The sequence below is a fragment of the Streptomyces scabichelini genome, from assembly GCF_011045015.1.
GTDB classification, from domain to species: Bacteria; Actinomycetota; Actinomycetes; order Streptomycetales; family Streptomycetaceae; genus Streptomyces; species Streptomyces scabichelini.
On the sequence record NZ_JAAKZY010000014.1, the window covers coordinates 38,245 to 62,956 of the forward strand.

At 70.8% G+C, this 24,712-nt stretch carries 24 protein-coding genes; 13 read left to right on the forward strand and 11 right to left on the reverse strand.

Annotated features, from left to right (window positions below; genetic code table 11):
- Positions 1-44: 44 nt before the first annotated feature.
- The 3 genes from G5C60_RS06805 to G5C60_RS06815 form a co-directional block, all read right to left on the reverse strand.
- On the reverse strand, positions 45-752 hold the full coding sequence (locus tag G5C60_RS06805) for a B3/B4 domain-containing protein (protein ID WP_165255665.1): 708 nt from the start codon (positions 750-752) through the stop codon (positions 45-47).
- 84 nt (positions 753-836) lie between these two features.
- Positions 837-1,484, reverse strand: a complete 648-nt coding sequence (locus G5C60_RS06810; protein WP_165255667.1) for an FMN-binding negative transcriptional regulator — start codon at positions 1,482-1,484, stop codon at positions 837-839.
- A gap of 72 nt (positions 1,485-1,556) precedes the next feature.
- Positions 1,557-2,393: an EamA family transporter gene (locus G5C60_RS06815; protein WP_165255669.1), complete on the reverse strand. Its 837-nt coding sequence runs from the start codon at positions 2,391-2,393 to the stop codon at positions 1,557-1,559.
- A gap of 123 nt (positions 2,394-2,516) precedes the next feature.
- On the opposite strand from G5C60_RS06815, the gene G5C60_RS06820 reads away from it, so the two are divergent.
- Complete coding sequence (locus tag G5C60_RS06820) at positions 2,517-3,101, forward strand: helix-turn-helix domain-containing protein (protein WP_165255672.1); 585 nt, start codon at positions 2,517-2,519, stop codon at positions 3,099-3,101.
- Between the two features lie 156 nt (positions 3,102-3,257).
- On the forward strand, positions 3,258-4,421 hold the full coding sequence (locus G5C60_RS06825) for an FAD-dependent oxidoreductase (RefSeq protein ID WP_165255762.1): 1,164 nt from the start codon (positions 3,258-3,260) through the stop codon (positions 4,419-4,421).
- 192 nt (positions 4,422-4,613) lie between these two features.
- On the opposite strand, the gene G5C60_RS06830 is transcribed toward G5C60_RS06825, so the two are convergent.
- The 3 genes from G5C60_RS06830 to G5C60_RS06840 form a co-directional block, all read right to left on the reverse strand.
- A complete protein-coding gene (locus tag G5C60_RS06830; RefSeq protein WP_165255673.1) occupies positions 4,614-4,976 on the reverse strand; it encodes a metalloregulator ArsR/SmtB family transcription factor in 363 nt (120 codons plus the stop codon).
- Positions 4,973-5,419: an SRPBCC domain-containing protein gene (locus G5C60_RS06835; protein WP_165255674.1), complete on the reverse strand. Its 447-nt coding sequence runs from the start codon at positions 5,417-5,419 to the stop codon at positions 4,973-4,975. Before G5C60_RS06835 ends, G5C60_RS06830 begins: the two co-directional genes overlap by 4 nt.
- An 89-nt stretch (positions 5,420-5,508) precedes the next feature.
- Positions 5,509-6,555, reverse strand: a complete 1,047-nt coding sequence (locus tag G5C60_RS06840; protein ID WP_165255675.1) for a LacI family DNA-binding transcriptional regulator — start codon at positions 6,553-6,555, stop codon at positions 5,509-5,511.
- Positions 6,556-6,662: 107 nt separating this feature from the next.
- Between G5C60_RS06840 and G5C60_RS06845 the strand changes: the two genes are divergently transcribed.
- The 5 genes from G5C60_RS06845 (at position 6,663) to G5C60_RS06865 (ending at position 12,169) form a co-directional block, all read left to right on the forward strand.
- Positions 6,663-7,820, forward strand: coding sequence for a phytanoyl-CoA dioxygenase family protein (locus G5C60_RS06845; RefSeq protein ID WP_165255676.1), 1,158 nt, complete (start codon positions 6,663-6,665; stop codon positions 7,818-7,820).
- A gap of 21 nt (positions 7,821-7,841) precedes the next feature.
- On the forward strand, positions 7,842-8,618 hold the full coding sequence (locus G5C60_RS06850; protein WP_165255677.1) for an SDR family oxidoreductase: 777 nt from the start codon (positions 7,842-7,844) through the stop codon (positions 8,616-8,618).
- A 54-nt stretch (positions 8,619-8,672) separates the two neighbouring features.
- Positions 8,673-9,677 (forward strand): Gfo/Idh/MocA family protein, encoded by a 1,005-nt coding sequence (locus tag G5C60_RS06855; protein ID WP_165255678.1) that lies wholly within the window; start codon positions 8,673-8,675, stop codon positions 9,675-9,677.
- A 144-nt stretch (positions 9,678-9,821) separates the two neighbouring features.
- Entirely contained in the window at positions 9,822-11,150 is a 1,329-nt protein-coding gene (locus tag G5C60_RS06860; RefSeq protein ID WP_165255681.1) for an FAD-dependent oxidoreductase, read from the forward strand.
- Positions 11,147-12,169, forward strand: a complete 1,023-nt coding sequence (locus G5C60_RS06865) for a Gfo/Idh/MocA family protein (protein WP_165255686.1) — start codon at positions 11,147-11,149, stop codon at positions 12,167-12,169. The genes G5C60_RS06860 and G5C60_RS06865 overlap by 4 nt, the downstream gene beginning before the upstream one ends.
- Positions 12,170-12,253: 84 nt before the next feature.
- Here G5C60_RS06865 and G5C60_RS06870 read toward each other — a convergent pair whose 3' ends face one another.
- The 5 genes from G5C60_RS06870 to G5C60_RS06890 are packed head-to-tail and all read right to left on the reverse strand — an operon-like array spanning position 12,254 to position 17,217.
- The gene (locus G5C60_RS06870; protein ID WP_165255688.1) at positions 12,254-13,279 is read right to left on the reverse strand and encodes a Gfo/Idh/MocA family protein; all 1,026 of its coding nucleotides are present in this window, start codon (positions 13,277-13,279) and stop codon (positions 12,254-12,256) included.
- A 17-nt stretch (positions 13,280-13,296) separates the two neighbouring features.
- A complete protein-coding gene (locus G5C60_RS06875; RefSeq protein ID WP_165255691.1) occupies positions 13,297-14,199 on the reverse strand; it encodes a TIM barrel protein in 903 nt (300 codons plus the stop codon).
- The gene (locus G5C60_RS06880; RefSeq protein ID WP_165255693.1) at positions 14,196-15,107 is read right to left on the reverse strand and encodes an ATP-binding cassette domain-containing protein; all 912 of its coding nucleotides are present in this window, start codon (positions 15,105-15,107) and stop codon (positions 14,196-14,198) included. The genes G5C60_RS06875 and G5C60_RS06880 overlap by 4 nt, the downstream gene beginning before the upstream one ends.
- A gap of 8 nt (positions 15,108-15,115) precedes the next feature.
- Positions 15,116-16,195: an ABC transporter permease subunit gene (locus G5C60_RS06885; protein WP_165255765.1), complete on the reverse strand. Its 1,080-nt coding sequence runs from the start codon at positions 16,193-16,195 to the stop codon at positions 15,116-15,118.
- Positions 16,195-17,217, reverse strand: a complete 1,023-nt coding sequence (locus G5C60_RS06890) for a sugar ABC transporter substrate-binding protein (RefSeq protein ID WP_165255695.1) — start codon at positions 17,215-17,217, stop codon at positions 16,195-16,197. Before G5C60_RS06890 ends, G5C60_RS06885 begins: the two co-directional genes overlap by 1 nt.
- 289 nt (positions 17,218-17,506) lie before the next feature.
- Here G5C60_RS06890 and iolC point away from each other — a divergent pair, with 289 nt between their 5' ends.
- The 6 genes from iolC (at position 17,507) to G5C60_RS06920 (ending at position 24,622) form a co-directional block, all read left to right on the forward strand.
- On the forward strand, positions 17,507-18,457 hold the full coding sequence (gene iolC / locus G5C60_RS06895; RefSeq protein ID WP_165255697.1) for a 5-dehydro-2-deoxygluconokinase: 951 nt from the start codon (positions 17,507-17,509) through the stop codon (positions 18,455-18,457).
- A gap of 29 nt (positions 18,458-18,486) precedes the next feature.
- On the forward strand, positions 18,487-19,365 hold the full coding sequence (locus tag G5C60_RS06900) for a Cgl0159 family (beta/alpha)8-fold protein (RefSeq protein WP_165255699.1): 879 nt from the start codon (positions 18,487-18,489) through the stop codon (positions 19,363-19,365).
- Between the two features lie 49 nt (positions 19,366-19,414).
- Positions 19,415-20,308, forward strand: a complete 894-nt coding sequence (gene iolB, locus G5C60_RS06905; protein ID WP_165255701.1) for a 5-deoxy-glucuronate isomerase — start codon at positions 19,415-19,417, stop codon at positions 20,306-20,308.
- An 11-nt stretch (positions 20,309-20,319) separates the two neighbouring features.
- Positions 20,320-22,194 (forward strand): 3D-(3,5/4)-trihydroxycyclohexane-1,2-dione acylhydrolase (decyclizing), encoded by a 1,875-nt coding sequence (gene iolD, locus G5C60_RS06910; protein ID WP_165255704.1) that lies wholly within the window; start codon positions 20,320-20,322, stop codon positions 22,192-22,194.
- 94 nt (positions 22,195-22,288) lie between these two features.
- The gene (locus tag G5C60_RS06915) at positions 22,289-23,782 is read left to right on the forward strand and encodes a CoA-acylating methylmalonate-semialdehyde dehydrogenase (protein WP_165255706.1); all 1,494 of its coding nucleotides are present in this window, start codon (positions 22,289-22,291) and stop codon (positions 23,780-23,782) included.
- A gap of 54 nt (positions 23,783-23,836) precedes the next feature.
- The gene (locus G5C60_RS06920) at positions 23,837-24,622 is read left to right on the forward strand and encodes a UTRA domain-containing protein (RefSeq protein ID WP_165255709.1); all 786 of its coding nucleotides are present in this window, start codon (positions 23,837-23,839) and stop codon (positions 24,620-24,622) included.
- Positions 24,623-24,712 lie beyond the last annotated feature (90 nt).

Sequence of the window (24,712 nt, forward strand, 5' to 3'; positions counted from 1 at the left end):
CCCCTCCCCGTCGCAGCCCGGTTGGCCCGGTTCGGGTGGTGGTCTCAGGCGCTTGCCTGGGGTTGTGCCGGGCTGAGGTAGTGCACGGTCGTCTGTGCGGTGTGCGGGGCGAGCAGGCCCTGGAGTTCCTCCGCTGCGACCTTGAGGAGGTCGCCGTCGCGGGTGGCGTGGAGGGTTTCGAGGACGAAGGTGACGTGGGTGGAGTCCTCGGTGACGCGGGTGCGGTGGGCGTCGCGGTGGTTCCAGTGGCGGGTCAGGACGCCGGTGGCGTCCGCGTAGATGATCTCGCCGGGCTTGGGGTTCTCGACGGTGTCGGGTTCGCCGAGCGGGGTGAAGGACTCGGTGCCGTCCGCGTGGCGGATGTCGACGTCGCCGGTGACGTGGTCCAGGTCGAAGGCGCCGGCGGGCAGGGCGTGCCGTACGGAGACGGCGTTGTAGGAGTCGACGGCCGCATTGATGCGCGGCAGGGTGCCCTTCTTGGCGAGGCGGCGGCCGAGCGCGTCGACGCTGGGGCGGATACGGCGGGGGTTGGTGCCGAACGAGCGGTAGGCGGTGTGCCAGGCCTCGATGCGGGGGTCGGTCTCGTCGGCGGGGTGCCAGGTGCCGTCGGCGAGTTGTTGCTCCAGGTCCTCCAGGGCTGCGGTGGTGTGGGGCCAGGGTTCGCGGCTGCGCAGGCCGGTGGCGGTGACCAGGGCGATCAGAGTGTCGGGGAAGGCGTCCGCGACGGCGGGGGTGAGGCGGAAGGCGGGCATGGGCGGGTTTCCGTTTCCTGCGTGCGTGCGTGCGTGCGTGCGTCAGTGAGTGAGTGAATGCGTGCGGGGCGGTCGGGGTGGGGGTCAGGGTTTCCAGGGGCCGATGCGGTCCCGGCGGCGGCGCTGCTGGCGTGCGGCGGGCGCGTCGAGGCCCTGGCCGCGTGCGGTGAGGTGGTCGGCGACGGTGGTGCGGTGCTCGACGGGCTTGTGGTCGTCGTACTTGAACTTGGCCTGTACGTCGGCGACTTCGAGGCGCAGGCCACGGATGCCGGGCAGCATCCGGCCGTAGGGCGGCTGGTCGACGGCGACGGGAGCGTGGTCACCGTCGGGCTGGAAGTGGGCGAGCTGGCGGCGCAGCAGCTCGGCCTTGGCCTCGGGGTCGTCGACGATATGGGCGCGACAGGTGAACTGGACGGCTGTGTAGTAGCTGGTGGGGACGCCGTCGGTAGGCGGAGTGTCGGCTTGGGCGCGCCAGGGGCCGGGGACGAAGGCGTAGTCACCGATGACGGTGAAGACGACGTTCGCGTCGTGCTCGATCGCCTTCCAGACCGGGTTGGGCCGGGCGAGGTGGATCAGGAGATGGTCGCCGTCGCTCGTGAAGTGAGTGGGCACGGTCATGGGCGGGTGGCCGGGCAGGCCGTTGACGCTGAGCTGTCCGAAGTCGTGGCCTTCGGCGATCCAGGCTTGCCATTCGGCTTCGTCCAGGCCGGCGTCCCAGGGCTGGATGAGCATGCTCGTCTCCTTGCGTCGTCGGCTGCGGGGTGGGCTTGCTTGGGCTGCGGGGCTGCGGGGCTGCGGGGCTGCTCAGGTCAGGGCGAGGAGACTGACGGCGACGGCGGCGGTGCCCAGGCCGACGAGCTGGCCACGCCGGACGCGTTCGGCGAGCACGCCGCGGGCGAGCAGGACCGTGCCGGCCGGATAAAGGGCGACGATCACGGCGACGACGGCGAGGTCCCCGCTGCGGGCGGCGAGCAGGAACAGCAGGTTCGCCACGGAATCCAGCACACCCGCGGCTGCGGACATCGCGTACGCGGGCCGCTCCGAGCCCAGCCTGCGATACATCACCCCCGCCGCGGCCAGGGTGACGGCCGAGGAGACCGCCCGGCCCACGATCAGCGGCGCCACCCCGCTGTCGGACGGCGTCTGGTGCAGGAAGACCAGCTGGAGGGCGATGGCGGCGCCCGCGCCGAAAGCCAGCAGCAGCGCCGTACGGGAGGGGCGCGCCGACCCTGCGCCGTGTCCTGCGCTGACCAGCACGACCGCCACCAGCGCGAGCGGCAGACCCACCATGCCCGCAACGGCCAGGTGCTCGCCCTGCAACAGGCCCACCCCGACAGGCAGAGCGGCGGACACCAGCGCGGTCACCGGCGACAGCACGTTCATCGGACCGATCGCCAGCGTGCGATACAGCAGGACGAACGCGGCGGCGGAGGCGACCCCGGACGCGGCACCCCAGCCAAGGGCGCCGACGCTGAACGAAGCACCGAGCACCGGCCACAGCAACAGCTCGACCACGAGAGACGCCGGGGCCGCGATCATCACCGTACGCAGCACATGAGCCTTACGGGCGCCGAGGCCGCCGAGGAAATCGGCGCATCCATAGGCGAGTGAGCTGCCCAGGGCCAGCAGCAGAGCGATCACGGCACATCCCTTAATCCCTTACTATCATTCGAACGACCGCACCGTACAACGTAACGACCGTTCCGTGTCAACCGAACGACCGCGCGGTGCACTGTGATGGTCAGTGGCGAGGATGGAGATCAGATGGTCGAGACAGCCGGGGCCCTGCGGACGGTCGCGCACAACGTGCGGGCGGCCCGCACCCGGGCCGGCCTGTCCCTGGAGGAACTCAGCAGACGCTCCCAGGTCAGCAAGGGAGCCCTGGTCGCCCTGGAGAAAGCCCAGGGCAACCCCAACCTGACCACCCTGGTCCGACTGGCCGACACCCTCGGCATCTCGGTCTCCGACCTGATGCAGGGACCGCCCGAAGGCCGCGTCCGCGTCGTGGCCGCCGACGCCGTGGCACCGCTGTGGACCGGAGAACGGGGGAGTGAGGCCCGGCTCATGCTGACCACCTCGGGCCCGGCCCCTGTCGAGGTCTGGCGCTGGCAACTGGAGCCGGGCGAGGAATACCCCAGCCACCCCCACCAGGCCGGCGTCGTGGAAACCGTCAGCGTCACCTCCGGCCGGATGACCCTGGTCGTCGACGGCACCGAGCACACCCTGGAAGCCGGACAGACCGCCACCTTCGACGGCGACACCCCGCACACCTACCGCGGCTCGGGCACCGAAACCTGCCACCTGATCATGACGGTCCACCTGCCGCCAGGTCCCGCTCCCACAACCTGACCCCCTCGGAATCAACAGGCCGCTGAAAGGCCATAGTTGGGCGAGATACCCGGGTCGGACTCAGCACGCGTCCGGGAATCCCACAAACTCGCCCGCACGTTCCCCGCAACACACACGCACCTCACCCAAGCCATGCATGGAGGAGCCGGATACATGGTGACCCGCATACTCGTCATCGGCGGCGGGATCGCCGGTACTACGACGGCCCTGGCCCTGCACAAGGCCGGCTTCGACGTCTCCGTGTACGAGGCCCACCCCGACTCGGCCGAGGACATCGGCGCCTTCCTCACGCTTGCGAGCAACGGCATGCGAGCCCTGGCGCAGATCGACGCGTCCGCCGCGGTCACCGCGGCCGGTTTCCCGCTGACCTCGATGCGCCTCCTCGACGGCGCGGGCACCGAAGTCGCGCGGAGGCCGCTCGGCGAGGCCGACAACCCCGTTCTGCGGTTCCGGTGCCTGCGACGCGGCGAACTCAACGCCGCCCTGCAGACCGAGGCCGCCCGCCGGGGCATCGGCATCCGGCACGGCGCCTCGCTGGCGTCCGTCGAGGACGGCCCCGACCACGTCACCGCACACTTCACCGACGGCAGCACTGCGACCGGCGACCTGCTCATCGGCGCCGACGGCCTGAACTCCACCGTCCGCCGGGCGTTCGCCCCGGCCGCACAACCGCGCCACGCGGGCGAGTACGTGTTCTACGGCTACACCACCGGCGCCACTCCGGCCGAGGAGTCCGACGACGAGCGCTTCACCATGGTGCGCGGAAGTGCGGCCTCCTTCGGTCACGCGGTGTCGCCCGGCGGGCAGACGTACTGGTTCGCACGCGTGGCCGGAGGACCCCTGTCCGCCGACGAGATCGCACACGGCACGCCTGCCCGATGGCGCGACCTGCTGCTGCCGCTCCTGCGCGAAGACGCCACCCCGGCCGCCGCCATCGTCGCCGCGACCACCGACGACATCCTGGTCACCAACGCCACCGAGATGCCGCCCGGAGGACCCTGGCGTTCGGAGCGGATGCTGCTCGTCGGCGACGCCGCCCACGCGGCATCCCCGGCAACCGGGCAAGGGGCCTCGATGGCGATGGAAGACGCCGTCATCCTCGCCAAAGCCCTCCGCGACACCCCCGACACCGACACCGCGCTGTCCGTCTATGAGACGCTCCGCCGCCCGCGTGTGGAACACAACACCACCGTCAGCGGAAACATCTCCCGGGGCGTCCACACACCGTCCCGCCCCGGTCAAGCGCCTGCGGCGCGGCCCGGGGACGAGGAACTGGCGCGGCTGCTGGAGTGGAACTCCACCATCGGACTCAATGCCTGAGACGACCGCTGCCAGCATCTGTGCCTTCGGATGGGCGGGGTGGAGTGCCTGAGCGGACTTGCCGAAGTCCTGTGCGGTTCCGCGCCCCTAAGGAGGCCGCAGGCCTCTTTGGGGCGCGGGGAACTGCGCGACCAGCCACGAACGGCCCGCAGCCGTCGAACCGCCTGTCGAACCGCACCCCCAGCGGAGCGCCTAGCTCGAATCCTGCTCCGCCGCCTCCGCTTCCTCGGCCACGCGCTTGATGGTCGCCAACCGCCGGTCCCAGTCGGCCGCGAGCGAGGCCATCCACCGCGCTGTCGCGTCCAGCGCCGCCGGCCGCACCGCGTACCGCACCTCGCGTCCGACCCGGCTGCCGGAGACCAGCCCGGCGGCGTCCAGCACGGCCAGGTGCTTGACCACCGCCTGCCGTGAGACGGGCAGTTGTGCGGCGAGCGTGGTCGCGGTGGCCTCGCCCTGGGCGGCGAGTTGATCGAGCAACTGACGTCGCGTCGGGTCGGCCAGCGCTCCGAGGACGCTGTCGACCGCCGCGACGCCGCCGCGAGCTTCGTCGGTCACTCGGCGGGCTGTTCGGCGCGCGACTTGAGCGCGTCGAGCTCCAGGGGCCAGCCTTCGCTGTGGTCCTTGAAGTTCTGGCTGCGCAGCTCCTCGGAGCCGGCCAGCGCCGCGAACCCGCTCTCGACCACCTGCAGCCGGGTCTGGTCGCCTTCCTGCGTCAACGTGAACTCCACGAGGGTGCTGTTGTCCTCGCGCAGCTCTTCTCCCGGGAACGCGCTGGTCCAGCGGTACGCCAGATACGTCGGAGGCTGAACCTTCTCCACGCGCACCGGGAAGTCGCCGTGCTCGGAGTTCTTCGCCACCATCGATTCGCCTTCCCTTGCCACCGTGCCGGGCAGGCTCGCCTTGTCGGCCACCCAGAACCCGGGCTGGGCCACCAGCGACCAGACCCGCTCAAGGGGTGCCGCGATCAGAGTCTCGCGTTCAATCCGGTCCTCGTTCATGAGATGACTCCTTTATCGCCTTCATCGCCGTCGTCGCTTGCAACTCCAGAGTTGCACATCGATTCCCGACGTGCAACCCCAGGGTTGCGCTATGCCTCGGCCGGCACCGCCGACTCCGGCGGCATGTTGTACGGGGTGACGACCTGGATGGCGGACGGCAGCGCGGGAGCCGTGTCGGCGGGCAGGGCACCCTGGGCCCGCATGATGACCCGGCAGGCGCGGCGCATGTCCTGACGCAGGTCGTGGTGGAGTACGGCGGACAGCCGCCCCGCCCGCAGCAGCCGCGCGTTGTCGTGGTCCAGGTCATGGGCGATGAAGACCTCGCACGGCCGGTTCAACGCGTCGAAGGCGTCGAGCGTGGCGACGTTCCCGCCACCGATCGAGTAGACCGCCTTGATACCGGGGTCGTCCCGGAGCGCGGCCAGCACCAGGTCGTACTGGGTGGCGTCAAGGCCGTCGCTGTCCGTGACCTCGACCAGGCGCCGTACGGGATGCCGGGCGCGTATCGCGGCGCGGAAACCCATCTCGCGTTCCTCCTCGCCCCGGAAGAAACCCCGGCTGACGGTGGTCAGGACGTGCCCCGGCCGGTCGCCCAGCCACTGGCCCAGAAGATACGCAGCGGTGGCGCCCGCCGCCCGGTTGTCGATGCCGACGTAGGCGAGCCGCGTGCTCGCGGGCAGATCGGTCACCAGGGTCACGACCGGGATGCCCGCCGCCTCGAGCCGGCCGACCGCGGCGGTGACCTCGGGGACGTCCGGGGCCTTCAGGATCACGCCCTGCGAACCGCGCCGGGCGATCCGGTCCAGGGTGCCGACCAGTTCCCCGACCGGGCCCCTCTCGCGGAACCGGAACCGGGAGCGCAGCACGGCAGGGTGCAGGGACGGCAGCTCGGCCTCCAGAGCGGCGCGTACGGCGGTGGTGAAGCGCTCCGGCGCCTGCATCACTATGTCGATCATGAAGGTACGGCCGACGAGCCGGACCTGCGTGCGCTGCCGGTCCAGGTCGGCTATCGCCCGCCGCACCTCCTGCGCGGTGCTCTCCCGCACACCGCCCCGGCCGTTGAGGACCCGGTCGACCGTGGCCTCGCTCAGGCCCGCCTGACGTGCGATCTCCCGGACGGGAAAGGGGTGGCCCATGCGCCGGCTCCTTGAGGGGTTTTTGATGGGTTGCTGCTGGTTGTTCGAGGGGTTTGTACTGACAAGAATGACAGCGCTGCGTCGCTCCGTGACCCGAAGGGACGGCGATGTCCTTCACCTCCGTACACTCCCGTGCCTGGCTGTCCGAGCAGGACTGCGACCTGGACGCCTTCCGCGCCCTCGTCGAGCAGGGGACCGACCCCACCGACTACCCGCAGGCCTCCGCCATCCAGCGGAACGTGCCGGTCTACGACGCCGAACAGGTCGAGCCCGACCGCGAGTTCCAGGCCGAGCTGGTGCACGCACTCGCCGAGGGGCCGGGCATCGTGGTCTTCCGCGGCGCCTTTGCGGACCCGGAGGTCGTCGACCGGGCCACCGCCGTCTTCGACGCCCTGATCGCCGAGCAGCGTGCCGCGGGCGCGACCGCCGGCGATCACTTCGCCAAGCCGGGCGCCAACGACCGGGTGTGGAACGCGCTGGAGAAGGCCGCCCTGTACGACGTGGAGGCGTTCGCCGACTACTACGCCAACGACGTCCTCGCCCTGGTGTCATCGGCCTGGCTCGGCCCCGGCTACCAGGTCACCTCCCAGATCAACGTGGTCAACCCGGGCGGCGCCGCCCAGACCGCGCACCGCGACTACCACCTCGGCTTCCTCTCCGACGAGACCGCGGCCGCCTACCCGGCGCACGTCCACCGACTCTCACCCGTACTCACCCTCCAGGGCGCGGTCGCCCACTGCGACATGCCCGTCGAGTCCGGCCCGACGATGTACCTGCCGCATTCACAGAAGTACGAGCCCGGCTACCTGGCCTGGCGACTGCCGGAGTTCCGGGCCTACTTCGAGGCACGTCACGTCCAGCTCCCGCTCGCCAAGGGCGACGCGGTCTTCTTCAACCCCGCCCTCTTCCACGCCGCCGGGCACAACCGCTCGGCGGACATCCGCCGCATGGCCAATCTGCTCCAGATCTCCTCGGCCTTCGGCCGGGCGATGGAGACCGTCGACCGCGAGGCCGTGGCGAACGCCGTCTACCCGGTCCTGCTGAAGCGCAAGGCCGAGGGCGTACGCCAGGAGTGGCTGGACTCGGTGATCGCGGCCTGCGCCGAGGGCTACCCCTTCCCGACGAACCTGGACTCCGACCCGCCTGTCGACGGACTGGCCCCGCCCTCCCAGGCGGACCTCGTCCGGCGCGCCCTCGGCGAGGACTGGCCCCCGGGACGCCTGCGGAGCGCACTGCGGGCCGCCACCGAGCGCCGCGAGACCTGAGGAAGAGGAACGAGAGAGCACATGGGACTTCTTGAGGACAAGGTCGTCCTCGTCAACGGCGGCACCCAGGGTGTCGGCGCGGCCGTCGCCCGGGCCGCCGCCCGCGAGGGCGCGACCGTGGCCGTCACGGGGCGCCGCCCCGAACCCGGCGAGGCACTGGTCACGGAACTGACCGAAGCCGGGGCCAAGGCCATGTACGTACGGGCCGACCTCGCCGACGCGCAGCAGGCGCGGGGGAGCGTGGCCCGGGTGATCGAGGCGTACGGCCGGGTCGACTGCCTGGTCAACTCCGCCGGGCTCACCTCCCGCGGAACACTGCTCGACACCACACCCGAGCTGTTCGACGCGCACATCGCGATCAACCTCAAGGGCCCCTTCTTCGCCATGCAGGCCGCCGTCGCCGACATGGTGGCGCGCAAGGCGCCCGGCACGATCGTCAACATCATCACCTCGTCCGAGCACGGCGGGCAGCCCTTCCTGGCCCCGTACGTCGCGGCCAAGGCCGGACTGGCGGGGCTGACGCGCAACGCCGCGCACGCCCACCGCTGGGACCGGATCAGGATCAACGGCCTGAACATCGGCTGGACCGCGACCGAGGGCGAGGACGCCACCCAGCGCACCTTCCACGGCGCGGGCGACGACTGGCGCGAACGGGCCGCAGAGCGGCTGCCCATGGGCAAGCTCGGCCGGCCCGACGAGATAGCCGACTTCGTCGTCCTTCTCCTCTCCGACCGCAGCGGTGTCGTCACCGGCTCGGTCATCGACTGGGACCAGAACGTCCTCGGCGGACTCGACTGACACAGCCGGGCAGCCGGAGCACATCCGCACACCCCACCAAGGAGCAGCACCACCATGCGTATCGGCATCCTCGGCCTCGGCCGCATCGGCGCGTTCCACGCCGAGACCCTCTCCCGGCTCGACGTGGTCGAGTCCCTCGTCGTCGCGGACCCGTTCGCGAATGCCGTCACGGCCGCCGTCGAGCGCTTCGGCGCCGAAGCAGTCGGCTCACCGGAGGCCGTGCTGGCCGCCGGCGTGGACGGTGTGGTGATCGCCGCCGCCACCGACGCCCATCCCGGACTGATCCGGGCCGCCGTCGAGGCGGGCGTGCCGGTCTTCTGCGAGAAGCCCGTCGCCCGCGCGATGAAGGAGGGCGTCGAAGTGCTGCACGCGGTGCGGGACAGCGGCGTCGAGATCCAGATCGGCTACAACCGGCGCTTCGACGCCGGGTTCGTGGCCGCCCGTTCCGCCGTCCAGAGCGGTGAACTCGGCCCGCTGCACACCGTACGGTCCACCACCCTGGACCCGGCGCCGCCCCCGGCCACGTACATCGCCGCCTCCGGAGGCATCTTCCGCGACTGCTCCGTGCACGACTTCGACATCATCCGCTGGGTGACCGGCCGCGAGGTGACCGAGGTGTACGCCGTCGGCGGCAACCGGGGCGCCGACTACATCAAGGAGGCGGGCGACGCCGACACCACCGGCGCGATCCTCACCCTCGACGACGGGACGATCGCGGTGGTGTCCAACTCCCGCCACAACGCCCGCGGTTACGACGTCCGCATGGAGATCCACGGTTTCCAGGACTCCATCGCGGTCGGCCTGGAGGACAAGCTGCCGCTGCGCTCCGTGGAGCCCGGCGTCACGTTCCCCGCCGGGACGCCGCACGACTTCTTCATGGACCGCTTCACCGACGCCTACCGGGCCGAACTCGACGCGTTCACCGAGGTCGTCGCAGGCCGACGGACCTCGCCGTGCACGGTGGCCGACGCGTTGGAGGCGGGCTGGATCGCCGAGGCCTGCACGCTGTCGCTGCACGAGCACCGGCCGGTGACGATCGCCGAGGTCCGCGCCGGCTGAGGCGCCCCGGAGGCGCAGCAATGTAGACGCCGCCCGGGACACAGGTGTGTGAACACCACAGCTCCCGTATCCGTTTACGGCCGTGTGATCTCTCCGTACGACCATGAGAGCCCTTCACGTCCGACCGATCGAGGAGCGACGACCATGCACGACTTACCCGACACCGCCGGACCCCGGAGCGTGGTCGTCATCGGCGGGGGACCGGGCGGTCTGGCGGCTGCCCGTGAACTGGAGCGTGCCGGGCACCGGGTGACCGTCCTGGAGGAGCAGGACACGGTGGCCGGGAAGTGCCAGAGCGTTCACGTCGACGGCCGGGCCTACGACCTCGGCGGCCATATATGCACCAGCCGGTATGCGCGGGTCGCGGAGTTGGTGACCGAGCTGGACGTGGAGACGGAACGCACCACCCGCTACCGCGTCCTCGACGTCGCCGCACGCACCCCGGGCCGCCAGTCCATGGCCTTCCTGCTCGACGGCGCCCTCCCGCGCTACCAGGCGCTGCGCGAGCGGGAGTTCCCGCGCATCGCCGAACCCGGGCTCGCCCACTCCGCGCGGGCGCTCGCCGCTCCCGTCACCGAGTGGCTCGCCCGGCACGGCCTTCAGTCCATGGCCGAGTCGTTCGGCACCGGATACACGGCGGCCGGATACGGCTATCTCGACGACGACGTGCCCGCGCTGTACTTCGTGAAGTACGCGGAGATGACCGGGCTGTTGTCCTCCCACAGACCCGAACTGCTCGGGTACGCAGGCGATTTCACCGTCGTGGGCGGTTTCGCCTCGCTGTGGCGCCGGGTCGCCGACGAGCTGAAGGACGTACGGTGCGCCGTGCGCGTGGAGTCGGTCGAGCGGCACGCGGGCGGAGTGCGGGTCGCTACCGACTCCGGCCCGGTGGAGGCGGACGACCTGGTGCTCGCCGTCGCCCTGGACCGGATCCTGCCGGTCCTGGACGCCACCGAGGAGGAGCGCGACCTCGCCGCGCGGATCCGCTGCAACGCCTACCACACCACCCTCGCCTCCGCGTCCGGCCTGCCGGAGAACGCCTTCTACTTCCTCGACCGCCACACCGCGACCCGCGAGGCGAGGGGCCACTGCGTCTCGTACCACCACCGTTACCCGGGCAGCGATGTGCGCACCTTCTACTCCTACGGCCGCCCCGAGGACGTCCCCGCGCTGCTGCGGGACGACGTCGCGGCGCTCGGGGGGCGGCTGCGGGAGGTGCATCTGCGGCGCCAGTGGGCGTTCATGCCGCACTTCGGCAGCGACGACCTCGCCGGCGGCGCCCTTGACCGCCTCGACGCGCTGCAGGGCCGGGCCCGCACCTACTACGTCGGCGGCCTGCCCGCCTTCGAACTCGTCGAGTGCGCCGTGGCCCACGCCCAGGACCTCGCCCGCCGGCATTTCCCGGCTGTGGACGGCGGGGCGACACTGCAGGAAGATCGTCCTGTCACGATCGAGGAGGAACAGCAGGCATGAGCGAACCGGGCAGGGAACCACTGCGCATCGGCGTACTCGGGGCGGCACGGATCACCGAACGCGCGCTCGTCGACCCGGCCCGGGCCGGCGGCCATCGCCTGGTCGCGGTGGCCGCACGGGACCGCGGCCGGGCGGAGACCTTCGCCGCACAGCACGGCGTGGAGCGGGTGCACGACTCGTACGGTGACCTGCTCGCCGACCCCGAGGTCGAGGTCGTCTACAACCCGCTCGCCAACGGTCTGCACGGGCCGTGGAACCTCGCCGCCCTCGCCGCGGGCAAGCATGTCCTGACCGAGAAACCGTCGGCGAGCAACGCCGAGGAGGCCGCCGAGGTGCGGGAGGCGGCCGCGAAGGCGGGAACCGCCTTCATGGAGGGCTTCCACTACCTCTTCCACCCGGTCACGCGGCGCCTGCACGAGCTGCTGGGCAGCGGTGAACTCGGGGAGCTGCGACGGGTGGAGACCCTTGTCGCGATTCCCGCCCCGGACGACGCCGACCCGCGCTGGTCGCTGCCGCTCGCCGGCGGTGCCGTGATGGACCTGGGCTGCTACAGCCTGCACGCGGTGCGGATGCTGGCGCCGTGGGCGGGCGGTGCGCCCCGGCTGGTGTCCGCCCGCGGTGAGGAACGGGCCGGGGCACCCGGGGTCGACGAGTGGATGGACGCCGAGCTGGAGTTCCCCGGCGGCGCCACCGGGTCGGCCCGCTGCCACATGGCGTACGGCGAGCTGGAGATGAGCTGCCGGATCGTCGGCACCCGGGGCGAGGCTTTCGCACCGAACTTCGTGCTGCCGCACCAGGACGACCGGGTCGTGGTGCGCACGGGGGAGGGGGAGCGGGTGGAGCGCCTCGGCACCAGGTTGTCGTACACGTACCAGCTGGATGCCTTCGCCGCGCGCGTCCGCGGCGGGGCGGCGCTCCCGCTGGACGCGGACGACGCGCTGGCGACGATGACCCTGATCGACGAGTGCTACACGGCGGCGGGCTTCCGCCCGCGACCGCGTACGGCTCTCCCGGCCTGACACCGCGTCAGCCGCGTCGAACGACAGGCGTGGGCCGGGGATTGGCTCCCCGGCCCACGCCTTGACGTCCGGTATGGCGCCCTGTCAGCTCCGGTACAGCTCAGGGCGGTCGATCAGCTCCACCTCTCTTCGGCCGCCCTCGGTCAGTGCCGTCACGCCCGTCTCGCAGACCGCGGCGGCCGCGTAGCCGTCCCACACGCTCGGTCCTGTGACCTCGCCGCGGCGGGTGGCGTCGACCCAGGCCTGCACTTCACGGTCGTACGCGTCCTCGAAGCGCGCCACGAAGTCCGGGGCGATCGAACCGCCCCACTGCCCGGCCGAGTTGACGAGCATCCCGTGGGCGTCACCGATCCGTGCGGTGCCGTTCTCGCAGACCGCCTCCGCCTGAACCTGGTAGCCGAACCGGCAGTTGACGCTCATCTCGACGTCGACGACGGCGCCGCCATCGGTCTCGAAGATGACGAACTGCGGGTCCTGGAGGCCCTCGGGCGCGTTGGACGACGGCCTGGGCTTCATCACGGTGACCGCGGTGATCTCCTGGTCCAGGAGCCACCTGGTGATGTCCATCTCGTGCACGACGGCGTCGTTGATGAGCATCTCGCTGGTGAAGCCGGGCACCGGGAGGGTCGCGTTGCGGTGCCGGTGGTGCAGCATCAGCGGACGTCCCAGCCGGCCGCTGTCCAGCAGTTCCTTGAGCCGCATGTACTCGGCGTCGTAGCGCCGCATGAACCCGACCTGCACCCGCCGGTGGCCCAGCCTCTGCTCCGCCTCCATGATCCGCAGCGCGGAGGCCGCGTCCGGAGTGAGCGGCTTCTCGCACAGGACGGGCAGGTCGTGCCCGAAGGCCGTGAGCAGCGCCGCCTCGTGAGCGGGACCGGGGGAGGCGATCAGCACGGCGTCCACGTCGTCCGCGGCCATGGCGGCGGCGGGGTCGGTGTACGCCGTGCAGCCGTCGATGCCGTCGGCGAGCAGCTTGGCCCGTTCGGCGTCGATGTCCACGACCGCGGTCACTCGGGCGCCGCTTGTCACCGCGTCGATACGACGCACATGGTCGGCCCCCATCCTGCCGGTGCCGACGACGGCCACGCCGAGCGTTCCGCGCTGGGTCATGGGCTGATGTCCCCTTCTCAGGCGCCGCAGGAGCGGAGGAACTTCCGGGTGCGCGTGGCGATGGGCAGCGGCTTGTCCGGCGGGCAGGGGTACATGTCCTGCTCGACGATGGCGAACAGCTCGACGCCGAGGTTCTGCGCGGCGGCGAGCACCGGCTCCAACTCCGGTACTCCGGACGGGGGTTCGCACATCACACCGCGCTGGACGGCGGGACCGAACGGGACCTCGTTCTTGACGACGTCGGCGAGGATCTCCGGGTCGACCTGCTTGAGGTGGAGGTAGCCGATGCGCTCGCCGTAGGTCTCGATCAGCTTGACGTTGTCGCCCCCGCAGTAGGCGTAGTGGCCGGTGTCCAGACAGAGGTTGACCAGTCCGCTGTCGGTGGAGTCGAGGAAGCGCTCGACGTGCGTCTCGGTGTCGATGTGGGTGTCGGCGTGCGGGTGCACGACGATGTCGAGGCCGAAGTTCTCCTTCACCTCGTGTCCGAGGCGCTCCATGCCCTTGGTCAGATAGGCCCACTGACGCACCGTCAGCTCGGGTGGCTCGATCAGCTCGGCGGTCTTGTCGTCCCGCCAGAAGGACGGGATGACCACCAGGTGCTTGGCGCCCATGGCCCGGGTCAGCTCGGCGACCTGGCTGACGTGCTCCCAGGTGGACTCCCAGACGTCGGGGCCGCGGTGCAGCGCGGTGAAGACCGTGCCGGCCGACACCGTAAGACCGCGCCTGTCCACCTCGTCGGTGAGCCTGGCCGGATCGGTCGGCAGATAGCCGTACGGGCCGAGTTCGATCCAGGAGTAACCGGCCTCGGAGACCTCGTCCAGGAAGCGTTCCCAGGGCACCTGCTGGGGGTCGTCGGGGAACCACACGCCCCAGGAGTCGGGAGCCGAACCGACGCGGATACGGTCCAGAGCGTTCGTCACGGGGCAGTCCCTTCGGAAGCCACGACAGGGGCTTTGAGGTCGTCCTTTTCGGGGAGTTTCTCGACGTCGACGCCGCGGACCTGCGCCAACTCGTGCTTGAGTGCGGCCAGTTCGGCGCCTCCGGCCATGTGGTTGGTGAGTTCTTCGAGGCTGACCTGGTCGCGGGAGGCGGAGAGTTCCATGGTGCCCAGGCGCAGGACGCTGAAGTGGTCGCCGACCATGTAGGCGTGGTGGGGGTTGTGGGTGATGAAGATGACGCCGAGGCCGCGGTCGCGGGCGGCGGCGATGTACTTGAGCACGACGCCGGACTGCTTGACGCCGAGGGCGGCGGTGGGCTCGTCCAGGATGAGGACGCGGGCGCCGAAGTAGACGGCGCGGGCGATGGCCACCGACTGGCGCTGGCCGCCCGACAGGGTGCCCAGGGGCTGTTCGAGGTCGTCGAGGACGATGCCCATGGCGCGCAGTTCCTCGTCCGCGGTCTTCTTCATGCGGTTGATGTCGAGGCGGCGGATCGGCCAGGGGCCCTTGGTCATCTCGGAGCCGAGGAAGAAGTTGCGCCACACCGGCATCAGCGGGACGGTCGCCAGGTCCTGGTAGACCGTGGCGATACCGGCGTCCAGGGCCTCGCGGGGAGTGGAGAAGCGCACCGCCTGGCCGTCGACGAGGAACTCGCCCTCGCTGTGCTGGTGCAGGCCGGAGATGATTTTGATGAGCGTGGACTTGCCGGCGCCGTTGTCGCCCAGCACGCAGGTGACCTTGCCGGGGTGGACTTCGAGGTCGACGCCGTGCAGGGCGCGGATGTTGCCGTACGACTTGCCGGCGCCGCGCAGCGCGACGATCGGCTTGCCGTCCTTGGGGACGGCATCCTTGACGAGGGCCTCGTCGGGCGAGGATCCGTTGGTTGTCATGAGATGGTTCACCTCCGGGTCGCCGCGTTGCGGACCCACAGATTGACGAGGGTGGCGCCGAGCAGCATCACGCCGAGGAAGGCCATGAACCAGTCGGGGTTCCAGTTGGCGTAGACGATGCCCTGCTGCACCATGCCGAACATGAAGGCGCCGAAGACCGGGCCGATCGCGGAACCGTAGCCGCCGGTGAGCAGGCAGCCGCCGATCACCGCGGCGGCGATGTAGATCAGCTCCTGGCCGACGCCCTCGCCGGACTGCACGGTGTTGAAGGCGAACAGCTGGTGCATACCGACGAACCAGGCACCGAAGCCCACGCCCATGAACAGCGTGATCTTGGTGAAGGTCACCGGCACGCCGACCGCGCGGGCGCTGTGCTTGTTGCCGCCGACCGCGAAGATCCAGTTGCCGTACTTGGTGCGCAGCAGCAGCCACGTCGCCAGCGCCGCGAAGACCAGCCAGTACACGATGGTGATCTTCAGCTGGACGTCACCGACGGTGAAGGACGAGGAGAAGACCGCCTTCGCCTGCTCGAAGCCGTCCATGTCGCTGATGTCGTTGGTCGCGACGTTGCCGGTGACCAGCTTGGTGACCGCCAGGTTCACGCCCTGCAGGATCAGGAAGGTGCCCAGGGTGACCAGGAAGCTGGGCAGCCCGGTGCGCATGATCATCCAGCCGTTGAACGCGCCGACCGCGAGGGACACCACGAGGGCGGCGAACACGCCCACCCAGACGTTCATCGTCAGTTGGTAGCTGACCATGCTCGCGGTCAGTGCCGAGGTGAGCACGGCGACGCCGGACGACAGGTCGAACTCTCCGCCGATCATCAGCAGGGCCACGGGCAGGGCCATGATGCCGATCGTCGACGACTGATACAGGATCGTGGCCATCGAACTGGCCTCGCGGACCGGCGGCGCCGCGACCAGGAAGAAGACGAACACCGCGACGGCCCCGAGGAAGACGCCGACCTCGGGCCGGGCCAGCAGCCTCAGCCACAGGGGGCGCTGCGCGGTCCGGCCGTCGGTCTCCTTCTTGGGGCCGGAGGCCGGCGGTGCGGTCACCGCCGGCGCAGCCTGCTGGGTCATAGGGATCACCGGGTTCCCTTCGCGGCGAACTTGGCGACGGTCTCGACGTTGGACTTGTCGACGAAGGCCGGGCCGGTCAGCACGGGCTGCTCACCGCCGCCGGGGAAGTTGCCGTTGTTCTTGTAGAGCCACATGGTGTCGATCGCGAGGTAGCCCTGGAGGTAGGGCTGCTGGTCGACGGCGAACTCGATGTCGCCCTTCTCGATGGCGCCGGTCAGGTCCTTGTTGAGGTCGAAGGTGGCGACCTTGGCCTCGCTGCCCGCGTCGGCCACGGACTGCACCGCGGTCAGCGCGTACGGGGCGCCGAGAGTGACCACCTCGTCGATGGAGGTGTCCTGCTTGAGCTTGGCGGTGATGGTCGACTTCACGGACGGCATGTCGGTGCCGTTGACGTAGAGGTTCTGCGTCTTGCCCTCGAAGGTCTTCTTCACGCCCGCGCAGCGCGCCTCGAGGCCGACGTGGCCCTGTTCCTGGACCACGCAGACGGCGTTCTTGGCACCGGTCTCGTTGAGCTTGTTGCCGAGGGCTTCGCCGGCGACGCCCTCGTCCTGGCCGAAGTACGACAGCAGGCCCAGGTCCTTCCAGTTGTCCACGCCGGAGTTGAGGCCGACCACCGGTATGCCGGCCTTCGTCGCCTTGGCCACCACGTCCTTCATGGCGTCCGGCTTGGCCAGGGTGACCGCGATGCCGTCGACCTTCTGGTCGATCGCGTTCTGCACGAGGCCCGCCTGCTCGGCCGCATTGGGATTGCTGGAGTAGATGAGCTTGACGTTGTCCTTGGCGGCGGCGGCCTCGGCACCCTTGCGGACGATGTCCCAGAAGGTGTCGCCGGGGGCCTGGTGGGTGACCAGCGCGACGGTCATGCGGGGAGTGCTGGCCTTGCCCGCGGCGATGTTCTCGCCGCTCTCCTCGGCTTCCTTGCCTCCGGAGCTGCTGGAGCAACCGGTGGCGATCATCAGCGCGGTCGCGGCGGCAGCGGCCACGAGGACGGGGAATCTACGGGAGCGGGGGCGAGACGTACGGTCCATCTTTCCGGCACCTCACTGTGCTGCGGGGAAAAGGGGAGTGGGCGGGGAGACGGGCCGGGCGTAAGCCCGCACCCTGGGAGCCCGTTGCGTAAACATACGCCGGGCCACGTGCCGAGGAACTCTCGGCTGCACTTGTATGGGACGGGATGAAAGTCCCTGGCAGGCTCCGTGTCAATACTTTGTTAAGACATCATTTCACGATCACGTGCGAATGTAAGTACAAACTATTGACAGGGCTCCGTCGCGCGACTTACACCTGAGAGCATCCACACCACGAGGAGCGACGCGCATGACCGAGTCCTTCGACCTGATCACCATGGGCCGCATCGGCGTCGACCTCTACCCCCTCCAGACCGGAGTCCCCCTGGCGCGCGTCGACACCTTCGGGAAGTTCCTCGGCGGCTCCGCGGCGAACGTCGCGGTGGCCGCCGCGCGCCTGGGCCGGTCCACCGCGGTCATCACCCGCACCGGGAACGATCCCTTCGGCGCGTATCTGCACCAGGCCCTGGGGGAGTTCGGGGTCGACGACCGCTGGGTCACCCCGGTCGACGCCCACCCGACCCCCATCACTTTTTGCGAGATCTTTCCCCCCGACGACTTCCCGCTGTACTTCTACCGGCAGCCCAAGGCGCCCGATCTGGAGATCCACACCGAGGAGCTCGACTTCTTCGCCATCCGAGCGGCCCGCATCTTCTGGATCACCGGGACCGGTCTGAGCGAGGAGCCCAGCCGCTCGGCCACGCTCGCCGCCCTCAAGGCGCGCGACAAGTCGGGCATCACCGTCTTCGACCTCGACTGGCGGCCCATGTTCTGGAAGAACCCCGACGAGGCCCGCCCGTACTACGCCGAAGCCCTGCGCCACGTCACGGTCGCCGTCGGCAACCTCGACGAGTGCGAGGTCGCCACCGGCGTGCGCGAACCGCATGCCTGCGCCCGGGCGCTGCTCGACGCGGGCGTGGAACTCGCCGTGGTCAAGCAGGGCCCCAAGGGCGTCCTCGCCGTCCACCGCGACGGCACGACCGCCGAGGTGCCACCCGTGCCCGTGGAGGTGGTCAACGGCCTCGGCGCGGGCGACGCCTTCGGCGGTTCCCTCTGCCACGGGCTGCTCGCCGGCTGGGAACTGGACAAGACCATGCGGTACGCCAACGCGGCCGGAGCCATCGTCGCCTCCCGCCTCGCCTGTTCCTCCGCGATGCCCACCGCCGCCGAGGTCGACGATCTCGTCGCCTCCCGAGGCTGACCCCGACGCCCCCTGAACGGAGCCAACCCTTGAGCCTCACCATCCCCGACCTCGTCAGGGTGCGCGCCCGGCACCCGGAGGCCATCGCCGAAGCGGCCGCCCGCCGTTCCCGTCGCCCGCTCATCGGCGACAGCGGACGCCTCATGATCGTGGCCGCCGACCACCCGGCACGCGGCGCGCTCGGTGTCGGCGACCGCCGTATGGCCATGGCCAACCGAGCCGACCTGCTGGAACGCCTGTGCATCGCACTGTCCAGGCCCGGCGTGGACGGGGTGCTCGCCACCGCCGACATCCTGGACGACCTGCTTCTCCTCGGCGCCCTGGAGAACAAGGTCGTCATGGGCTCGATGAACCGCGGCGGGCTCGCCGGGGCGTCCTTCGAGATGGACGACCGCTTCACCGGACACCGCGCCGAGGACATCGCCCGGCTGAACTTCGACGCGGGCAAGCTCCTGGTGCGCATCGACTACGACGACCCCGGATCGCTGACCACCCTGGAGTCCACCGCCCGCGCCATCGACGCCATGGCCGAGCGCCGGCTCCCGATCTTCGTCGAGCCGTTCATCTCCCGCCGCGTCGAGGGCACGGTGCGCAACGACCTGTCCGCCGAGGCCGTCACCCGCTCCATAGCCATCGCCTCCGGCCTCGGCGGCACCTCCGCCTACACCTGGCTGAAGCTGCCGGTCACCCGCGACCCGGACGACATGGCCGCGGCCCTGGAGACCTCGACCCTGCCCGCTGTACTGCTGGGCGGCGAGGTCGGCAAAGACCAGGAGGGCGCGTACGAGAAGTGGCGCAAGGCGCTGCGGCTGCCCACCGTGCAGGGCCTGGTCGTCGGCCGCTCCCTGCTCTACCCCGCCGAGGGCAGCGTCGAGACCGCCGTGGACACGGCCGTGGGCCTGCTGTGAGCGGGGCCGTGAGGATCCACGCGATGACCGGACCGGGAGGAGCCGAGCGATGACCACCACCCACCACCTGCCCTCGGGCAAGGCCACCAGTGACCAGTACGCCGTCGACATCACCCCCGAGAAGGCCGGCTGGGGCTACTCCAGCCTGCGCGTGCTCGACCTGCCGCCCGGCGGATCCCATCTCTTCACGGCCGGGGACAGCGAGTGGATCGTGCTGCCGCTCAGCGGCGGCGGCGCCGTCACCGTCACCGACGACTTCGGCAGCGAGGCGTACGAACTGCACGGCCGCGACAGCGTGTTCAGCGGGGCCAGCGACTTCGTGTACGTCCCGCGCGACGCGACCGCGGCCCTCACCTCGGACACAGGCGGGCGCCTCGCGCTCACCGGCGCCCGCTGCACCCGGCGCCTGCCGCCCCGCTACGGGCCCGCCTCGTCCGTCCCCGTCGAACTGCGCGGCACCGGCAACTGCTCGCGCATGGTCCGCAACTTCGGCGCCGCCGGCGTCTTCGAGTGCGACAAGCTCATCGCCGTCGAGGTGATCACCCCCGGCGGCAACTGGTCCTCGTACCCGCCGCACAAGCACGACGAGAACCGCCCCGGCGAGGAGTCCGAGCTCGAGGAGATCTACTACTTCGAGTTCGCGGACCACGCGGGCACGCCGGGCCTCGGCTATCAGCGGGTGTCGCCGTCCGGCAACGGTCACGGCACCGATGTGCTGGCGGAAGTCCGCGGCGGCGACGTCGTCCTGATCCCGGACGGCTGGCACGGGCCCTCCATGGCCGTGCCGGGTCACGACATGTACTACCTCAACGTCATGGCGGGCCCCGGCGCCGACCGCGCCTGGCTGATCTGCGACCACCCCGACCACGCCTGGATCCGCGACACCTGGCCGGGCCAGCCCGTCGATCCCAGACTCACACGATCCGACTCCGCGTCCCAGTGAGGTACGTACCGATGAGCCGTTCCACCCGCCGCCTGACCGTCGCCCAGGCACTGGTGCGCTTCCTCGCCGCGCAGTACACCGAACGCGACGGCGCCCGGCACCGGCTGATCGCCGGCACCTGGGGGATCTTCGGCCACGGCAACGTCGCCGGCATCGGCCAGGCGCTGCTTGAGGCCGGTGAGCAGACCATGCCGTTCCACCAGGGCCGCAATGAGCAGTCCATGGTGCACGCCGCGGTCGGCTACGCCCGCCAGCTCAACCGGCTCTCCGCACAGGCGGTCACCACCTCCATCGGCCCCGGTGCCACCAACCTGGTGACCGGCGCCGCCCTCGCCACGGTCAACCGGCTCCCGGTCCTGCTGCTGCCCGGCGACTACTTCGCCACCCGCGCCGCCGACCCGCTGCTCCAGCAGCTCGAACACCCCGTCTCGGCGGACGTGTCCGTCAACGACACCCTGCGCCCGGTCTCCCGCTACTTCGACCGGATCACCCGCCCCGAGGCCCTGATCCCCTCCGCCCTGGCCGCCATGCGCGTGCTCGCCGACCCCGTCGAAACCGGCGCCGTCACCCTCGCCCTGCCGCAGGACGTCCAGGCCGAGGCGTACGACTGGCCCGAGGAGTTCTTCGCCGACCGGATCTGGCGGGTACGCCGCCCCGCGCCCGAACCGGCCGAACTCGCCGAGGCAGTCCGCCTCATTCGCGCCGCCGAACGGCCGCTGATCGTCGCGGGCGGCGGCGTCCACCACAGCGAGGCCGAGGACGCCCTGAAGGCACTGGTCGACGCCACCGGCATCCCCGTCGCCTCCACCCAGGCGGGCAAGGGCTCACTGCGCCACGACCACCCCGCCGACCTCGGCGGCATCGGCCACACCGGCACCGCGGTCTGCGACGACATCGCACGCACCGCGGACCTGGTCATCGGCGTGGGCACCCGCTACACGGACTTCACCACCGCCTCTGCCACGCTCTTCCAGAATCCGGACGTCCGTTTCCTCAACCTCAACGTCACCGCATTCGACGCCCACAAGCTCGCCGCCCGCACCCTGGTCGCCGACGCCCGCGCGGGCCTTGCCGCGCTCACCGAGGCGCTGTCCGGCCATCGCGTGGACGAGGCGTACGAGGCCGGGTACCGCGCGGGCAAGGAGCGCTGGGCGCAGGTCGTGGATGCCGCCTACCGGGCGGACGACGAGAACCAGATCCCCACCCAGACGCAGGTGCTGGGCGCCCTGGACGCCGTGGTCGGCGACGACGACGTGGTCATCAACGCGGCCGGCTCGCTCCCCGGCGACCTGCACAAGCTGTGGCGCGCCCGCTCACCGCGCCAGTACCACCTGGAGTACGGCTACTCCTGCATGGGCTACGAGATCCCGGCGGGCATCGGCGTCCAGCAGGCCGCGCCCTCAACTCCCGTATGGTCCCTGGTCGGTGACGGTACGTACCTGATGATGCCGACCGAGATCGTCACCGCCGTCCAGGAGGGCCTGCCCGTCAACCTGGTCCTCATCCAGAACCACGGCTACGCCTCCATCGGCGGCCTTTCCGAGGAGACCGGCGGCGAGCGGTTCGGCACCGCCTACCGCTACCGGGCGGCCGACGGCACCTTCACCGGCGCGCCCCTGCCGGTCGATCTCGCCGCCAACGCGGCCAGCCTCGGCATGGACGTCCTGCGCGCCAAGACCGTCCGCGAACTGCGCGACGCCCTGGCCACCGCCCGCGCCTCGGACCGCCCGACCTGTGTGTACGTCGAGACGGACCCGACGCCCACCGCCCCCGCGGCCCAGGCCTGGTGGGACGTACCGGTCGCCGAGGTCGCCTCCCGCGAGGCCGCCACCCGGGCCCGCGAGGCGTACGACCAGCATGTTCAGGGACGCCGTCGGCACCTCTGACCCCTCCGGCGCGGACGTGGCGCGATCACCCCGTTTGAACCCTCTGACCCCTTCCTTGCCTCTCCCCCCGGCTCACGAAAAGGACCCGCACGTCATGAAGACCATCAACCACTGGATCGGGGGCAAGCCCGTCGAGGGCGCCTCCGGTCGCTTCGGACCCGTGTACGACCCGGCCACCGGCGCTCAGGACAAGCAGGCCGCCTTCGCCACCGTCGACGAGGTGGACGCCGCCGTCGCCACCGCCAAGGCCGCCTTCGAGAGCTGGGGCACCGCCTCGCTCGCCAAGCGCACCGCCGTCCTGTTCAAGTACCGCGAACTGCTCGACGCGCGCCGCGACGAGATCGCCGCGCTGATCACCGCCGAGCACGGCAAGGTGCACTCCGACGCGCTCGGCGAGGTCGCCCGCGGTATGGAGATCGTCGAACTCGCCTGCTCCATCCCGCAGTTGCTGAAGGGCGAGCTGTCCACGCAGGTCTCCACCCGCGTGGACGTGTCGTCCATCCGTCAGCCGCTGGGTGTCGTCGCGGGCATCACGCCGTTCAACTTCCCGGCCATGGTGCCGATGTGGATGTTCCCGGTCGCCATCGCCTGCGGCAACACCTTCGTGCTCAAGCCGAGCGAGAAGGACCCCTCCGCCTCGTACCGGCTGGCGGAGCTGGCCTCCGAGGCAGGACTGCCGGACGGCGTGCTGAACGTCGTGCAGGGCGACAAGGTCGCCGTGGACCGCCTCCTGGAGCACCCGGACATCGCCGCCGTCTCCTTCGTCGGCTCCACGCCGATCGCCAAGTACATCCAGCTGAAGGGCATCGAGCACGGCAAGCGCGTCCAGGCCCTCGGCGGCGCCAAGAACCACATGCTCGTGCTGCCCGACGCCGACCTGGACTTCGCCGCGGACCAGGCCATCAACGCCGCGTACGGCTCGGCCGGCGAGCGCTGCATGGCCGTGTCGGTCGTCGTCGCGGTCGGCGACACCGGCGACGAGCTGGTCGGCAAGATCGCCGAGCGGGCCAAGGGACTGAAGATCGGCCCCGGCAACGACCCCGCCTCCGAAATGGGCCCGCTGATCACGCGCGAGCACCGCGACAAGGTGGCGTCCTACGTCGCCGGAGCGGCGGCGCAGGGTGCCGAGGTCGTCGTCGACGGCACCGGCTACTCCGTCCCGGGCCACGAGGACGGCTTCTTCCTCGGCGTCTCGCTCCTCGACAAGGTGCCGGTGACGGCGGACGCGTACAAGGACGAGATCTTCGGCCCGGTGCTGTGCGTGGTGCGCGCCGACACGTACGACGACGCCATCAAGCTCATCAACAGCTCCCGCTGGGGCAACGGCACCGCGATCTTCACAAGGGACGGCGGCGCCGCCCGCCGCTTCCAGCTGGAGGTGCAGGCGGGCATGGTCGGCGTGAACGTGCCGATCCCGGTGCCCGTCGGCTACCACTCCTTCGGCGGCTGGAAGGACTCCCTCTTCGGCGACCACCACATCTACGGGAACGACGGCATCGCCTTCTACACCCAGGGCAAGGTGATCACCACGCGCTGGCCCGACCCGGCCGACGGAGGCATCAACCTCGGCTTCCCCAGCAACTCCTGACCCCACGTCAATTCCTGACCCCACGTCGCCCCCCGACGCGAAGGGAGGGTTCCTGTGGCGAAGAAGGGCCGAGCCGCTCGTGCCGTGACCGCCTCCGCGTTCGACGGCATCGAGATCGCGCTGGACCGGGGCAGCCCGATCCCGCTCTACTACCAGTTCGCCCAGCAGCTGGAGTCCGCGATCGAGCACGGTGCGCTCGCTCCCGGCAACCTGCTCGGCAACGAGATGGAGATCGCCGCGCGGCTCGGCCTTTCCCGGCCGACCGTCCGGCAGGCGATCCAGTCCCTGGTGGACAAGGGCCTGCTGGTGCGCCGCCGGGGTGTCGGCACTCAGGTCGTGCACAGCCAGGTCAAGCGCCCGCTGGAGCTGAGCAGCCTCTACGACGACCTGGCGACCGCCGGGCAGAGCCCCGCCACCCGGGTCCTGCGCAACGAGGTCGAGCCCGCCTCGCCGGACGTCGCCGCCGCCCTCGGCATCCCCGAGGGCGGCGACGTCACGGTCCTCGAACGGCTGCGCCTCACCCATGGCGAGCCCATGGCACACCTGTGCAACTACCTGCCTCCCGCACTGCTCGACCTCGACACCGCCAGGCTGGAGGCGACCGGCCTCTACCGGATGATGCGGGCCGCCGGGATCACCCTGCACAGCGCCCGCCAGACCGTCGGCGCCCGCTCCGCCACCACCGAGGAGGGCAAGCTGCTCGACGAGCCGGCGGACGCCGCGCTGCTCACCATGCGGCGCACGGCCTACGACGACACGGGGCGGGCGGTCGAGTACGGCACCCACGTCTACCGCGCCGCCCGCTACGCCTTCGAGTTCCAGCTCCTCATGCGGGCCTGAGCAGGCGGCCCCAGGGCCGGACGGCCCGGGTGACGGTAGGTTGGGGCCGTGCCGGACAGGTGTGGCCGCTGCCGCACAGGGCACCGAACG